The organism is Legionella qingyii, assembly GCF_003184185.1.
In genome coordinates this window covers 143,630-161,407 of the sequence record NZ_QHJG01000011.1, presented here as the reverse complement: position 1 = coordinate 161,407, position 17,778 = coordinate 143,630, and the positions used below count along the sequence as shown (strand labels likewise).

Below are 17,778 nucleotides of genomic sequence, written 5' to 3'. Positions count from 1 at the left end.
ACGATAAGTCTGAGTTGTTCTCTCAGGAGTGATACCGATTTAAAACACTCCTAGAGAGTCCGCGCCACGCGACGTGGGTCGGATCTAAAACATGGTGGAGCAGCACTTCTCAAACGCTGCTTCTTAGAGGTCGAAAACCGTGGATAAATTAAAGAGGTTTACGGAGCGGGTTTGCATAACAAGAAGGACGAAAATTTCGAAGTACGGTTACCTGAACACGCGGTAAACGTTTGTTGTTCTGTTGTCAACTCGGATTAAATTTCATCGGGTAAAGTAGCGGAACTCGGTAGTAGTAAACAAGAAATAGGACTAACATAAGTTTTAGTTACGCCCGGAATGAGGCAAACTACAGGGGTACGGTTGACCAAGGATAGCGAGGTTGATATCAACGCGGTTGGTAGTGGTAGTGGTATCCTGGATGAAACCATCTTTTTTTCTAACGGTCAGCTCGTAATGCGCGTTTATTAAAACCGTGTTGGGCTTGCCAACTTCCGACTTGACTTTTATTTCGGGGGCCTTATATCCAGTAGCTATGCTAAAGTCGTAGGTATCCGTATACCTGGGCTACTATTAGAAACCCACTATTTATGTTGCATCGTTTTGTAGGTAATTATTTAACTCTACGGTGGAATAATAACGTACGATTTTCTAGACGCTGTCTTATCATTACTGGAAAACGGACTTAATTAACCGGAACGAGATATCTAGGATCGAGCGATTGTGTTGGTAGATGTCCGCTCTACTACAGACGTACCCGGTATCCGGATGTAAGGCCAAAGTCTACCGCCTATTTTTTTAGTAATTTTGTTCTCATACGCCACCCTAGAAGCTAGTCCCGGAGTGAGTATAACTGGACTATAAAAGAATATTTAGCAACTTATTATATTAAAAATTGAAACTGTAAAAAATGTAGTCGGTTTGTTGGGCGTTCTCGACATTCTGGTACGACTCCTTAGTCCATAACTCCATTACAAAAATAATTTAGTTTTCTGTACGCTTTGAGAGTGGCGCAAAAATTTTTTCCCTTAGTATTGGATATGAAGGTTACCAGTGTTTATATCACCACATCCAAGGAATGATAACGATCGTAGAGGCATCCATTCAACATTGACTGCTACGCTTCGTCTTTAGCAAAGTACTACTATAAAGTCTAATCGTTCTATTTTGCGAAATACGACGAGTAAATTTAATTTGACTCACTGATGAACTATAAAACCGAGAACGTCGTAGTGGCCCATAAATCTCTGAAGGGAAAATTAACACAGATTATAAAACTGTTTGTTTGTGAGTAAATTACAACTGCGGAGTGGAGGTAAGTATTTCTAGTACCGGTCACGAAAGCTTAATGTTAAAGGAAGATTTATTGAAAGATGAAGGCTAGAGGACCTATGTGGATATTCCGAAGGGGTACAAAAGCTGAGTATAAAACAATTACATCTTAATTAATTCGAAAATTTACTAAAGCATCAATCACATAGATGGGTTAGTATTTAGCGGAATATGTGGTACAACTACGGAGGTAGTGATATTCCTACTCATTTAGCGAACAAAAGAAAGCGTTTTCTATGATGTAGCGAGCACTTTAGTCGCTACGGGAAAAGTTTTGAGAAGAGGGACTAACGTTCTAGTTATGAACCATATCCTACGAAAACATTGTATTCTCCCCATTCGGGATCATATTCGACCCACAAGTTGCGAGGTAATAGAACCCAAGGACTTGAATTTTATATTCGGTTCGCTAATAGTGGTGAAAGTGAAGGCGAACAGAAATTTATAACAGAGTGTCCAAGCCGGGAAACTGCCTTACTGTGGCTTCCGTCGTTTCCTCGTATAAAAAATAGATATTATAGCAACTATATTGCGAGATTAAGGAGTCCGAATTACCAAAAACGGGTTTGTTTATTACTTAGTGTTATAACAAAAAAGTGTAGAAGTACGCATTTTCCATTATGTAGAAAAAATTGACGTTCATTACGAAAGAGGTATTCGAGTAGTCATCACCAGTTTACGTTAACCTTTAACTGGACAAGACGGTAGTTGAACTCCGAACTCCGCTATAATAATTTAAGTCGTCGTACTCAACAACATAAACGATTTCGAACCGCTTAAAAATTCAATATGCAAACTACCTCATTCGAATCAAATAAACTTTTAAGCTCTAACAGAAGAAGACTTTCTAGGAAAGCAAGGAAAAGTATTATTCGAAAACATTATCGTGCTTTGAGTAATTGTTTACGCTGGTAGCTATTATGACGTAGTGCGTTGAATGACAGGGATAGTTGTGATTAGAAGCAAAGTTAACACAGCCGTCTTTCATTTCCCTCTAAAGGTTTATTGAGGGTGCGCGACCAATTGCAGAGTAGCCATCGAAAAAACGATTGGTCGAGCCTCTAAACATGTATACCACCTAACCATCGGAGAAATTCATTACGTAAGCAATCAGACATACTTGACATTTAGTTAAGAAAATATCAACCTCATTTACGTAGTGCGGTTTGAACCACTATTGCAAAAACGTTAAGCGGTTCTAGTATAAATTCACAGAGAAGAAACCGTATCCAACAAAGTAAAAGGAAAAACTGGGTAAGGAGATGCAATGCTATTTTACTTCCGAAAACTATTTCTCGGTTTATCCACCCACTATTACCATAGGGTATCGGTAACAGTCTTGTAGGGTATATTTTCCGCTGTTGAGCTATATTTAATAGTATTACAAGGACTATGTTTAGGTAGTATTTTAGTTGTTTACTGGAAAACAAGCAGAGAAGTAATGTTTTTGCTCCTATGTCGAGAAGTATAAAACGGGAATTCGACCCCAGCCAGAGTAGATTCCTCCGCATTAAATTTCCGTCTAGCGGTTTCTCGAGACAATTTGCAAATGCAACATGGAGTCCGACCTTACAATTATTTCGAAAATTTCGACGCCGCTCGAAAACAAGAACGCGGTGTCTTAAGACTCGGTTTGCACGTTTAAGTTGACCCAGACGTATCCGAAAACCATTATCAAATTCTCGGACGAGAACATGAGGTCCATGCTAATGGCCTTATCAATGAACGGGACCTACAACTATTCCACCGGTCACTATTCCGTACCTGAGGACTTGCAACCCTTTTCGGAGTATTAGTACTTGCCAATCTCATTGTACGAAAAATCCTTGAGGTTAGTGACTAGAACCGAGAAAGTATATCTATCACTTGGTTATTTTTTTGTATAGTTTTAGCTATAGAGGTCGATCCGAGTCCAATACGCCTACGCGTAGTAGTAGTAGTTCTTTGGTAGACGGTTCGTCTTCGAGGTACTACAAAAAGAGTTATTCACAAAAGTGTGACCCGCGTTGAACAAGGAAATTCCTCGATAAATATCCTTACGGAAGAAATCGCTTTACTTTTCCGAATTTTAGGAGATGTGGTTATCTATTGCATGGCTAATTAAATAGAACCCACACCGGGGAAAAACTACACTAAAGGTCCTATACTGAGAAATGGCTAACTTCAACGAGATGACAATTTCCGTTGAGTTCTAATTTCAGAACATATAGGAAATAACTTTAGCACAGAAAAAAATAGCTTGGTAGTCCTCAGAATTGTTATATAAATTCGCTTAGAACAACTAGATCAAATTATATTTCACACAACAGAAAATCACATAATGAGCTAAGTGATGACAGATTGTCATTAAGTTACAGTATGAGGAGTTTATGGTTTGCGAGAAGTCGTCTAGAAAAAGGAACCTTATTTGCAAATTTACTACTTCACCGATGTGAATAAAACCGATTATTAAGTCCTATCACTAAAAATCCAAGATTAAAAAATTTTTTCCGGAAGAACTATTGTGGTAGAAGAAGTTTTGATTGTACTTTACAAACTACTCTTGATAGGCTCTATCGACAAAAACATCTTATTCACTCAACCGCTACAGAGTCGCGGGAAAAACCTTAAGGGTATACAAATTAGGTAATTTAGTGTCAGCAGGAAATCTTATCAAGTATAATTCGTCTTTATAAGTTATTCAAGTTCTTATTAAAAGTTTGTCTATTGTTCCTTTGATTTGTCATTCTAAGTTCGCTATTGGTGTAGTGATTTCCTTTCAAAAAGTATACTACAACAAATCGAAAAAAATAATATTGAATAGTACCACGGTAACCGTGTATCCGGCGGCGTCAGTCGCTAGGCACTTCAAAACATAAAGTGAGCGTGGAACATAAAATTAGATAAAAAGCGTACGAAGAATGGGTATTTTTTCGAAAACGAGTTTCTACTCTTGACCATAGCGATGGCGGTTAAAATACGTCTTGTCCGTCCTAAGACCCTTTCGTATGACGTAGTTATTATATAATTCAACAGCAGTAATTTACGCGTCCGTACGGTAGTGTTCTTTTATTCGTTTTCCGTATTTTTTTGGCAAATCTTTTTTTATACTAGTTTTATAACCAATTTATCACCGAGAGTACCATTTTATGCGCGGAAAAATTTGTATAGAATAACTATTATCCGCTAAAAATACGTTAGCTTCGATCTTGTTGAAAAGAGATGTGGTGGTCTAGTTTTACTATTTAAAGTGAGGTTATTAAACTTTTTCTATTGGGCATGAAGGCTCATAGAATAAGTAAGCGATCGGTGAGATCCTGTCAATAATTGTCTTTACTTTGTTCCTCTCCTTTGAGGACAAAATGCGATAGAACAGACAAATTTATTTAATCGGACCAAACGGTCTCTCAGTGTATCATTACGAGGACTGCGGGGACGTGTAAAGTTTTACTGTCCGAGGGGTGTTTTAGTCCGGAAAACATTTTGGCGACCGTTAAACAAAAAATCACTTCTGATAAGGTGAAATTAATTTTAATTAGTATTTTCACCACTAAAAGCAGGAAGTAAACTAAGGTAATTTACCTAAGATCGTTAAGAACAATAATTACTCTGAACGGAAGGTAAGTTAAATGGACTTCAAGATTAATAGCTACTCAATCTAGTATTACCATTTTGTTATCCATGAGTGGTTACGAGCTAACGGTCATAATTTTTGACCAATTGTTGAAAACGCCTTTTGTAGCGCGATTGCAGTTCAAATTTTCTCGTTTTACGACTTTGGTTTTCTCACGCGATGCGTGATCTTTCTGGGTCCGCGAAGCGACACCCACTATTACTACTAGGTGAATAACTCTTATGTTTTCATTCTTCCGATTTTAAACGCCTTCTACCTCATGGACTACTCAGTTTGTATGGTCGAGACAATAGGTCACTAAGCGGTGTCCGGCGGTGTTCTAAAGGGCGTAAGCCTTAAGGCAGCAATGCCAATAAACGCAGAAGTTTTGCCGGTCGAGGAAATAAAGGTCTCGTGCTTAATTTGGGAGTTGTTTAACTCTTCAATCCATATCAGCGTGGTGGTGGTGACTTTTTCTCTTTCGGACTTGCAGTATTGAAGGAATTGAGTAATCGAGTTGGGTCACTTAGGCTTTGCCTTCTTTTTTTATCAGGTCGGAAGAGTAAGTAAATTTCCCATAAAAAATTCGCGAATCGCGAATTCTATGAAGTAGGATTTGCTTCTATTCCTAGCGGACCTATACCGTATTAAAAATACTTTATCACATAAACGGGATGAGTCCTCTAGGTAGTAGAATTCGAGGAATCCTACTAAATCAAAAAGTCCAAGGTAACGTTTTTTCTATTTTACCCCAAGCCGTCAAGACAAGGTTTTTATAAAAATCTGTTGCTTACCTCATTAAAACCCGCTTAAATCCGACAGTAAGGGATCTTGACAAGTCCAATCAGCACCAGAGAACGTTCTTCTTACGGGATCGGGCCTCCCTCTATTCAAGAGCCCGATTCCGACATCGTCAATGGCCGATGTGAACAAATTGAGTAAACGTTTGTACCTTACTTACTGGTTTAAGGTAAAAGTAGACAAAAGAGACCGAGATATTCGAACTCTTAAAGAAATAGTTCTCGCGCATAGAGAAGAGGACTCGCCCAAACTAATTTTTTGGTTTTTAAAGGTCAAAACACCATAAATATAGGTAACCGGGGATTTTTTCTTGTCTGTGATTAGTGTTATAATCGGTCCTGTTAATACCGAAATATCTATAGACTGAGCTAAAACCCTAGCTGTTATAGTTCTTAAAAGAAAAGCCGACGGAAATTAAACCTTGCATGAAGTTGTAGTCCTAAGTATTCGCGTAGTATTCACTATCACATATTAAAAAAGGACATAAGAAAAAGACGAAAGAAGGTAAACAGTTCGTACCCAGATATACTCAATCGGAGCCTGTTTGCATGTACTTAATAAAGCGTAACACGAAGGTGTGCGTATTATTGCACAGCTTTTGCGAACCGAAGAAGTGAGAGAAGATAACGGCGATTAAGTTGGTAAAGTAAAAACGCGAAATTTAGATTTAGAACGTAAACGGACTGTGTTTATTTAGCGAGAAGATTTGCACATCGATTTCGGTTAACAGGACCTAGACATTAAACTTCATAGAAAAACGGATCTCGGCACTGGGGTAAACAATGTGGTTGTAGGTCTTGTAGATAATTATAGAAAGCTCACGAGAGGAGTTATACGAGGTTGACGCCATTTTTGTCTGCATTCCGAACGGGGAATACTAATAAAAGATAGCGAGGTACTATTCTAAGTCCAAAATAATGGGGACTAAAGGAATTATCTTCGTCGCGTAATGAGCGTCGAAGGTCGAGTACCTGACTATTGCGCGTATTTGCGCGTATTTGTAGTACGTCTAAAAACTTGAGAAGGAGTTTTACTATCGCTTAACTAAGAAAGTTTACCAGCGCCCCTCGATTGCGTTCAAAGAGGTCTGGAAATTATGACATTCAAAAACAAACTAGATATCGTTAGTCCCAGCTTCGGTTGTTACCTATAAGCAAACAACGTAGCTAATAAAGAACTATAAATAAGCGTCTGTTTCTAGGAAAATGGGTTTTTTAGTTTGTTTAAGAGAATGTTAGAAGTAGTACGTCCCTTACTTATTTAAAATTAAGGGGATCAAAACATCCTAGCAATTTCTTAAAGCCGTGTAGATGGCATTCACGGCTGAGATTACAATGGTTCGCCAGATAGTGAACCATTATATGAAGTAATCTATTTTATTCTGCCTAATTTAGAAGTCCTATCAAAACAACTTAATTTTTCCCCTCGTCGAACTAAACGCAGAATAGGGTGTATTTTGGTGACTTGAACAATTATTTGAGGTTTAAGGGATCATCGAGCGCCAAAACGAGTTCTTAGGGAACAAGTATTTTATACTACTACTAGAAATTATTTGAGACTAATTAGGCGTATAAGAACCACTTGAATTAAAAATCTTAAAGGAATGTGTTAACCGACCTACCACTGTTTTCTAGTAACTAATGCGGTTGTCCATTGCATTTAAATAGTTCATAAAACCTAACTTCTTAGTTTAGGTCTCGACCTAAGAGACGTTTATACCGTCTATTTAATTCAAGTGATTTTCCTTAACTTCATGGTTAACAGCGCCCCAGGACAGGAGGAACATCGACAGCGTAGTTGTCGCGTTGTGCAACTTCCGCATTTAATTAAGGTAATAGACGTAACTGCCGACAAACATTATTTTTTACGCCGTTTCCTCTAGCTTGGACTAAATTATTGTCGAGTTCTCTCCCGTATCTCCTTTGACACTCGGGCCTTAGTCCGCGAAATTATTTACCCACATTTAGTTTTGAGCGACGTGTCTATTAAAGAGACAGGACTCCATCACGTACCGGAAAAGAGTAATTCGGCTAATGGGTAACAAACCCCAGTAGGAAAGCTATGTACTGCTGCTCCGGTGTCAGAAGAGGGCGTAGTAGTTATATCCGCTTTAGGACTGCTTATTTTAATCGTACTATTTGGAGACCCGAAAGTAGAAAGAAGAACTCTCCCAGCTACGGTTTATTTATCTGGTTTAATGGGCGTCAGTATAACGGGGCGTCTATTACGAAAGGACTACGAACAAAAACGGTTTATAAATTTACAGAATAACGAACGCCGTATCTTGGGTCCTTTAATTACTGAAGGGATCTTTATTGAGAACACGGTAGAAAAACAAGACGTTATCGGGTCAGGACAGGTTTACGGACTTTGTAAACAACACGCAAAGGGACATGCTATATTCCGTATTAAGTAAAGAGTTGTACTGTTTAACTCTCATAATATAGGTTATTAACGAGCTTACCACTATTAAAAAACGATTTTAACGTAAAAATCACCCATTACTTGATAACTATTTAAATGTCCGTTCTTTTTTATACTTTACGTTAGAGTATCCTCGCCCAGCTAATCCATTTTTATAGCGAAATCGGGATAAATTTCGTGTCGCCTAGTGTAGTCAAAGGTAAACGTTAGCGTCGAAGCTTTCATGTGTTTTACGTGTAGTTCTCGACCCAAAACCCGTCCATTAGCTGTTTTACCGAGTGAATGGACGTCGTCTCTATTGGACCTATACAACATTACTACTGCGGTAACTCTTACAACAACTGTTAAATCGAGTGTCATAGTGAAATTTTGGTCCGTCAAAACAGTAAGTATCGTCGCCGCATGAGTCGAGCCGTAATGAACGGGGAAATTCCTTTGTTCCAACAAAGCACCGCTCAAAAGTAGGAAATTTTCGCAAATTTTGTTTAATGGACCTTGGGTGGCGTAAATTCGTTCAGCTGACATAGAATCTTCCTCTAGACCTTCATACACTCACCAACTTCGCGAGAAAATGCGTCAACCCGCGCGTAGATTAATGGTAATTAGGGCTTCGTTTTCGTCGGATAGTACGACGTCGGACGTACCGAAGCTTGATAAATTAATGGAATCGTCGGACGTCACTTGTTAATAAAGACTTGCGGCCGTAATTATCGGTCGTTTCGGCTGTCTACTACCACTTAAATTACGTTCCTTTAGAACTATTGAATGACGTTTGATTTGTATAGCGTCTTTGTGAGTGTCCCGGTGACCGTTCTCCGCTATAAGTTTGGTAGCGCAACGTAAACTTGAGGTATCTATTAGGGCTTTGTTTCGCAAATATGGTTTGACGCCGGAACCGATGTAACGGCTACTGTGTTAATAGACATCTTGATTTCGTCTTCTAATCCCTAGAAACATCAATCCTATAGTTCGTTATATCGGTCTTGGGCCTCTCAATAACCGTCCTTTGGGACCCAAAGCGAAACGAAGTGGGTCCGATGTATTCAACAAATATAAACTATCCATGTAATTTTCTCTTTTAGTATTTAGAAGAGGAGGACTTGATAGGTAGGCTTTACAAGCCCGTGGTTGCCATCTTAGATTATGTAGAAAAACACTAAGAGAAGGAAGCAAATTTTGTCAGAAACGTATCCTCCAACTTTAGTGTCCGGGTAAAGATAGCCCTTATATACGTCTAAAGCACAGAGCGGTAAACGGATGACCTTGTGACGAACGTAAAGGTCGTAATCGAACGAGAAGAACCGGTATAGATCCTAGAACTAGGCGAAGGCCAAAAAAGACCAATGAGTAAAGTTAATTACATTACAAAGAAAAAACATTAAGAAGTTTAGCTCGAAAAACTCGCCTTAAAAAGCATCGTTCAGATATCTCTTTTAGTGGGTCGTTTTGGTCGCGATAATGAGGTCGACGTTGAGGACGAGGATGCGGTTAGCGTTATCGTTGACCTCCTTTACGACTTTGTCGATCTGGTTTCGGTTGTTGACGTTATGGTTTTCGAGGTCGAAGTTAATTACGTGGTGGATGACGATAGGGTTCTTACCGGAATGGACGTCAGAATTCAAGTGAGTTTATTGAATAGAAAAGATGGGGTGTTTTGAGAGAATTATGTAATAGTCAGTTGGGAAATACCGTAACGGTAAAGCTGCGTAAAAATTGTACCCATCATTGACAAAGTCGTAATAATCATAGTCTCTTTTATGATCAAGAGCACGGATTAAAACGTACCGGCGGGACTAGCTATTTTGATTAATGCCGAACCTTGGGAAGTTCCAAATTTCGGAGTATCTCGCGTAGGTTTAAGAACCAATATAGACGACATAAGAATGTTATTTATGAGCAAAGGTTGAGTAAACGATTTAATTATTCGGAGAGACGAAGGCACAGTCTTTCTATGGAGAAATTTTCTGAGAGCGCGCGACTTAATAGGTTTGAATGTTTTAGTTCTTATCTCTGTGCTGGTAACTGCCGAACGCGGGAAAGCAAACGCGAGAATGTCGGTGGTTATCTACGGAAAAGGCGTTTATGACTATTTCGAACCATCCACTTGGGTAAGAGTACTACCGGTTTACGTGGGAGAAACTTATCCCTTTGATATCGTTGGAAATGTAATAGATGTTAGCGGCGTGCTACGAGGAGGGTAACTTTGAGTCTTGAACCACGGCGCAGTCCTTGACAGTATGACGAAACATCCACTAATTCTCAACAGTTTTGGAGTCCGAAAAGACTAAACTCTATTGATATTTTTCTTCCGGGTATTAGTTCCCGTTCTTTCACTAGCATAAGTCGTTTGTTACTAAGTTGCGCGAAAGATAGTAAAAATAGGGCTTATTAGAGTATTTATCATACGTTTCTTCGGTAAACGCAGTAGTTCCGCCGAAGTAAATGTTCGAGGCTTAAAAATAGTACTTAGCTGTCGAGTACCGGGGTTGGTAATTGCCGCTATAAAACCTGATTTGTATTTCCAAAATCTCCTAACCGAGCTAACATGCGTACGCGGCGACGGTTTTACACAAGGCGTGAAACTGAAACGAATAAAAACGAGAGTAGTATTTAAGGTCGTCCTAACGGGAATAAATTCCACCATATATCTAACATTTATTTCCGAACCCCTTTGACTCTAGGGCGACTGGACGCTTGTAGAGGTGGATCAACTATAAATAGAACATTTATTGCCTCAAAAAGTTGGCATAGTAAGTGTTAGTCGAGCAATTTTCGGGTAAAATATAAAAGTAGGCTTATCTCACGAAACCCTATAAAAAACTGTTCCTCAAATAAATAACAATATATAAGAAATGTTTAGACTAGAGCAAGAAAAAATCTCTCGAATAAAAACCCCAGTTCAAAGCAATAAAGGAATAAATGATCCCTTAGTAGAAACGAAAGCTACAAAAATGGAACGAAATGAAGGACAACGTTTTCGAAAACGCACTACCCTACATCAACAAAATGGCGGTCACTTCCTTGCGCTTGAACAACTGCTACTCTATTTCCATGATGTAGTAGAGGATTGTCTACCACTCTTATGTAGTACGCTAGACGATTTACCGAAAGTGGGTTAAGGACTACTACGCTCCATACGAGTGACCGTGGCTATTTCGATTACTTGGGACAAGGAAATAGCTATACTTGCTTTAGTAACCGCGACCGTCACCAACGAAGACGATCTACAAAACTATTTACGGACCACTATAAACGTAGTTTAACTTAAGGTCAGCGGTATTACTGAAGTTGTGCATAACAAAATCGTTATATGCCGTTATCGAACAAAGACCGGAATAGTTCGAGTCGTAAATTTCATCAACGTTTAACGAGGACTAGTTTACCCCGAGAAAATAATCGGAACCGTATGCGAAAAAAATTACGCAGGCGAACGTTGAAGTAATACATTCCTAATTCGGATCTTTCACGTCGAAGATATGGAACAACTTTAAGTCATAGTAATATCAGTGCCGGAAGTCGTACTTGGCGTCAAAATTCGTAGGCGGGTTAATTTACCCGTACTTTTACCCAAAGGACCACATTTGATTACTACGCCGGAAACCGATTCGGGACTATACGGACATTTTAAAGAACTCTAAATAAAACCCCATTGAAAAAGAAATCACATCTTAGATTTCCACTAAAATCGACCCTACTCCAAACATTTAGTTTCGATTGTCTTCATTAGAGGACTTATCCTACGGGATTTTCCCGCACCTTAAGAGAAAATTTACGCAGTTGTAGTAGTTTAAGGACATTAACAAGCAGAACTAATTAGAGAGCATCGCGTTCTATTAGAAATATATATAATAAGGTTAATAGGCGCGATTCAACTTGTAGTTATTATTGGGCCGGAACACCTAGGTAACCTTTTATAAGTCCTAAGTAGAATCAAAATCGTCGTATATATAGGAAACGACGTCATACGTCGCGAACGTTTATCTATCGAACATTAAAGCGTGCATAAAGTCCCCAGCCGTATCCCTTTTTGGAGAGTCTAAAATGAGAAATTAACTCATATCGGGGAAATCGAATTCTTAAAGAATTAATAGACATAATTAACCAAGTTTTAATAACCTAAAAAAGAAATAAAAAGAAAAGAGTACGGTCCAAACGTCGTAGTGTTTTTTACGTCCTTGTTTTTGATGTCGTTCCGTTCAGCTACGGTTGTACGGCGACGTATGTCGTTACGGTTAACTCGCGGCGCGTAACCGCGGTCGTGGACAACGTTTATGATTACCGTAATGGGGCTCTTACTTGCGTTTTCTTCAGTAGTTTTAGCCCGCTTTTGCGCAAAACCGTGGTTAACGACGTCGAAGGTATTAGCTAAATAATACTTCGAGTACGACAAGAGCACGGTGAAGTTGCTAATTTTATCGCAAGAAACGTCGGTTTCGTTACTCGTTGTTCTGAGGTTAAACCCACATGTATAATAACCGTTCCGGATTTCGACTATTTCGCTTATGGCAAGGTTAGTTCCGATTACCGTGCGAATTATTTTAGCGGCGGCCCCGTTAGGTTAGAAGTATAACGGGGCGGTTTTAGTCTATGTGGTTTTGGTCACTGTTTTATTTTTATATTATTGAGTATAAAGGCCGTTAAAAAAGGACTATTCGCCATGAGCAGGTAAGTATTCTCTGCGGACGTCCATTATGAACAAACCGATTAGCGAGGTATTGAACGTACCGAACTGGCCTCGACATGGGACCGCGACGTCGTGGTATTTATAATGACCTTCCCATATTTAATATTTCTCTTTATTACCTGCCGGGTTGTCATCCACTGTATAGTCAGTCGCAAGGGTTACCGTGGTAAAGTGGCCTGAATAAAGCATGTATTATTAATGCGTGTAGCGGTTAGCAGTACGCGCTCAGACGCAGGCGGACGTGTATTTGGACCTTTTGGACAGGCTTAAAACTTTTATTTAAGTGTATTCTACTAGGTTCTATCCAAACATTACATAGCCTCCGTAGTGGGTGGCGTTGCGGGTTTCGAAGGCGAAACTGGGCTAACTAACCCCGGCGTTCGACTCCGTGACTTCGTGCTTTCCTTCAGTAATCGGCAACATTAAGTCCAACGACTGAACGTATTGCTTAGTTGACTAGACATCGACAAACATTAAAAACTATTAGTTTCCTTGGCAGAACGTTAAGTTGAACGTAAACTTTCGGCGGGCGGCACGGGTTTGGAACTTAACCACCCCCTTAGTATTGGTCCTAAAATCGCGGGTTCCAAAAAACCCGTTAACGTAATTCGCGAAACATGTAGCGGTCGTTTAGGAGAAAAAATGGGGCGAGTGAGGTTAGAAATTTGTATTATATTTCTTGGGGCGGTAACCGTTCTGAGCGCGACAATAGATTTTCGCTCTAGGGCAGTTACCACTAGTGTAATCGATAAGGTAGTTAAAATCTATGGACCAGTGAATTTAGCGCGTTGTTTCGAAGGCATGCGGGGTTTGATCTTGGTAGACCGTCAACGTGCAAGTAGTAGCGTATCGGGACTAGAAGCTAACCTTATTTGGGCCAACCCTATGCCGACTCCGGATATTAGCGGTTTTAGTGGTCACATTCCGGTTGTTCTGTTTGGCTAAATAATAATACTTGGTCGGACAGTTACTTGGACTCTATCCATAGAAGATATCCTATCATTATAAATAGTTTATTTGCCTTTTGTTCCAAGAAGAAAAAGACTCCCAGATAGCCGAACTCGGTGTTTCGTGTAACTCACCCGAAATCCCAGTAGCGTAATTAGCGCGATTATTTGCGCCAACGCCGTTATTGGTTACGTTTGACCCGTATGTAGCGCGGTCAATTCGGTCCGTATTTTGGACGTCCTTGTTTATGCCGGTAATTATGTTCGCATTATGGTTATTACCCCGGGTAATTAAGGCAGTACCGTAATTAACGGCTAACAAACCCACCGCACGGAAAAAGTTATACAACCCAATGGGGGAGTTGTTAATGTTACCGCAGCAGGTGGTGCTAGGGCTAACGATTTTGTTCCCGTTTATTACAGTCATTCAATTACCTTATCGGATTACGGTCGTACCGTTTCTTGCGTGGCTACTACCAATGGCCATGGCATCAACATCCGTGGTTTCACCGTGCTCGCAAAACATTTTTCTCGTTTTATTGTTAGTCTTGGTTTTATGGGCGAAGCTTATTTCAAAATATATGAAGCAGATGACTACGGAAGTGCTTTTGCCAACATAGCTTTCCTTAACTTATGAGGTAAGGTCCGCCTTTAACGAAACGGTAAAAGAGTTGACGAAATGCATGAAGCCAACGCTGAACGTCGCGTAACCGGGGCCCCTCGACTATTTATGGTTATCGTCGGCGGCCAAACAATAAGTCAAAGCGCTGGACCAACATTGATAATCTCGGGTCAAGGTGTGCTGGATGTAGTGCTTATGCATGTTAAACGCGTGATGATGAAACTAACCGGCAAACTAACCCGAAAACTCGATGACAAAAGTGTTACTATAACCGTTTAACTAGCTGTAGTCGTTCAACAGGACCTTGCAAGTGGCATTTAACCATGCGACGAAACGGTAGCCAACCGCCACGAGGTTGAACAGGTCTTCTTTGAAGGACCAAAACCGCCGATTACCGAACATCGTGTAGCGAACCTAATTCACTTATTCGGTTGTAAAAAAATCCTAGGTCGGTTTGTGCGTAGCGTATTCAGGGCCAAGGTTTTTATTCGTGCAAAGGCTGTGGTCCATTCGCACTGTTGAGTAGAACGTATAATTAACGTCGTATTAATAGTTCTTTGTCGGGTAGCATAAGTAATAAAAACCTACAATCCCATTATTTAACGTTTTACCGGCATCTAAAAACGACCTGGTATTGTGGGACAAAAACGTGACTTAGCCCATTGACACGGTAACGACTAACATGGGCCAAAACATGGTTATGAACACGTTTTAACTCTAGGCAGGGCTACCGTTTTCATTGTTAGTCGCATATTCATGGTAATAACCACGACCACCTAACGTATATGTCGTACAAGAGGTGGGGTAAGTGAACGACGAGTTATCCGTTTCGATGCCAAAATTATTCACAAAACCGTAGGCGTGGACCTATCCATCACCAATGGACTTACCAACCCCCTTGTTAACGTCCTATAACTCAATGTCCATTTTGTTTATGTCGATGGCGAGGGTTATCGTGCTACTCTTCGCGTTATTGCAAACGGTTATATCCGGCGAGTTATTTTTTAAATCTTTAGTAAGACGGTAAAAGAGTGTACAACATTGTTAATAGACTTGTTACGAGCGGACAGTAGCGATGTCTTAAATGCTTCTTAGAGGTTCAAGCTTCGATTTTTACTAAAATTACTCCTTCATCTATTTGATTTACTGGCTTAATTTTTGTAAAAAAATGTTGCTCTGACCGCCAAAAGCATTCAGGACTAGATTTAATTACGAACCGAAGGGGTAATGAGAAACAAACACACAGGAACAGGGCACCGCGTTGAAATAACGGTCCTCAGCGTAAGACGTCCGGTAGTTATTAATGCAGTAGAACACGTCATTCAGGACATCAGTGGCGTGCGTAAGGTAAGAGATGTGACGGGTTACAATGGGCAAAACAATGGTGTTATAACAACAATAGGTGTCAGTTGTGTATTCTCGGCTAAACCAGTATGTCCTAACGACATAGTCCGTGTCAATTAACCAAAAATCCAGACCTCTAACGTTGAGCGTGAACGTGTTTTTCCGGTCCGTGTTTTTATATGAGAAATAACACGTTTTATCGCGCTTCGAGGTATCAGGGACAACTACGTAATTCTGGCCATAATTGTTTTAGGTCGCAACGAAATATGAACCAGAGTCCTAGTAAAACATTCGAATGAAGTTGTCCATAAAATAATTATAGAAGGCCAAATTTGGGTGCACGTGCTCGACGGCGCGCATTAAACTAATTTAGTTAGAGTAAGTCTAATTTCATATGTATCTAACCTAGATAGACGAGCTACCATCGATTTAATCACCGGAGGGGTACGGGGTGTTCTAAAGGATGTAGGTGGTTTACGGCTGGTTACGCCGGTAGTTTACCTCGTCTTTATACCCATATTGACATTAGTTAACGGCGTAAATAAAGAAGACGAAGACTAAATAGGTCAACACGGCGTTAGAGGTCCCAAAAGCGCATGGTAAAAAGCTGAAGTAAATCCCTCCACCGTACGAGAAATATGTACGCGACAACCGCACGTATAAGACTAAACAATATTTATTCACTACGAAAACGACGTCGTTGTCAGCGGAACCGTCGGGATTCAAAAAGTTTTATTCCGAGTCCGACTTAATGTTTCTCGAGAAAAGGAAAAAATTATTTTCACGGTAGTTGTTTGAGTTAACTTAGTTCTATTGGGAGTTGTGCTCGGTGGTCCAATTGACGAAATATGCGATGCCATAAGGGGCAAACGCAGTGTATAAGTCGGTAAAGGAACTAATAACCAAAAACGTGTTGCTGGCGTCCGTGGCCCTACCAACCGCGTAATGAAAACGGTTTTTTTACATTGTAGTCTATCTATTCTTTATTTTATCGTTGTCGATAGGGACGTTAAAACTGACTAAAACTTAGAGCTAATTTCAAGTATGGGTTATGGTAAAATAAATTAACAAGGTTTTACAAGGAAGAGAGATTCCCATTTTCGCTGTGTGATACGGCTTAGCGAAGGTAATTCAATACTTTAAAACAGTAAGGGCGCTTCCGCCTTTAGATAAGAATTTCGCCGTTATTCGGTGAGATCTTCACCCAAGGGTGGAAATACCCTTGCTGTCCAAAAAAGAATTGATTACGCCGCTCTCCTCTAAAGGACAAGAGATGTTAATCCATTTGGGGTGATGGTAAATCTTGCGGAGATGGTGAATCCATTTATTTCAAGAAAATAAAGAAGAAGGAAGCAAGCTCCATGAAGTACTAAAACGACCAAATCATTTCATGGGGTCAAGCATGCACGACGGTAAAGACGAAAATAAACAACACCGTGGTGTAGTAAACATGGTGCTTAAAGGGTTGGTGGTGGTTCGCGTGCTATGTCTCTCTGATTACGGTCTCCTTATAAGCGAACACGTAATTGTTCACTGCAGACATGCGAATTAACAACAACGAGTCGTAAGTTATGGCCACACTTTAGTTGAAGGGGCAATTGTATTGCATAATAACGATCAAAGTTACAAAATTAACGTCGCAATAAACGGAACCAATTTCGTGCGAGACGGAAAAAACGGAGCTATATCCGACATTATGATAAAACTTGAAGAACGACGCGAAATTCGTGATTTAACTGCATCGAATTATTTCTGACAACCTTACGTCGTAGAACGCGAGCATGGCGCAACCATTAAACGGGTATCAATTCATAACCGGTTCAGTCGCGTCCCGGACGCCAATACCTCGCCAAACTGGTAACCTTATATAGGCTTTCGCTTAAAACTGGTTATAATAAACTTCTTTTTTGTTTACAAGGTAAATTACGATTTCTCCCCTTTTCTAACCGAAAACAACGCGGATAAAATCGCCTAACACGGTAGCGCAGGTTTGCGCGAACTACTTATAGGCCAGCAGCTCGGTTCTGAAGAGCCC

2 protein-coding genes are annotated in these 17,778 nt (G+C 40.0%); both read left to right on the top strand.

Going from position 1 to position 17,778, the window contains the following annotated elements; genetic code table 11:
• Window positions 1-14,145: 14,145 nt before the first annotated feature.
• Window positions 14,146-14,397: a hypothetical protein gene (locus DGG96_RS08420; RefSeq protein ID WP_110142285.1), complete on the top strand. Its 252-nt coding sequence runs from the start codon at window positions 14,146-14,148 to the stop codon at window positions 14,395-14,397.
• 1,229 nt (window positions 14,398-15,626) lie between these two features.
• Window positions 15,627-15,863 (top strand): hypothetical protein, encoded by a 237-nt coding sequence (locus DGG96_RS20650; RefSeq protein ID WP_133249327.1) that lies wholly within the window; start codon window positions 15,627-15,629, stop codon window positions 15,861-15,863.
• Window positions 15,864-17,778: the final 1,915 nt, after the last annotated feature.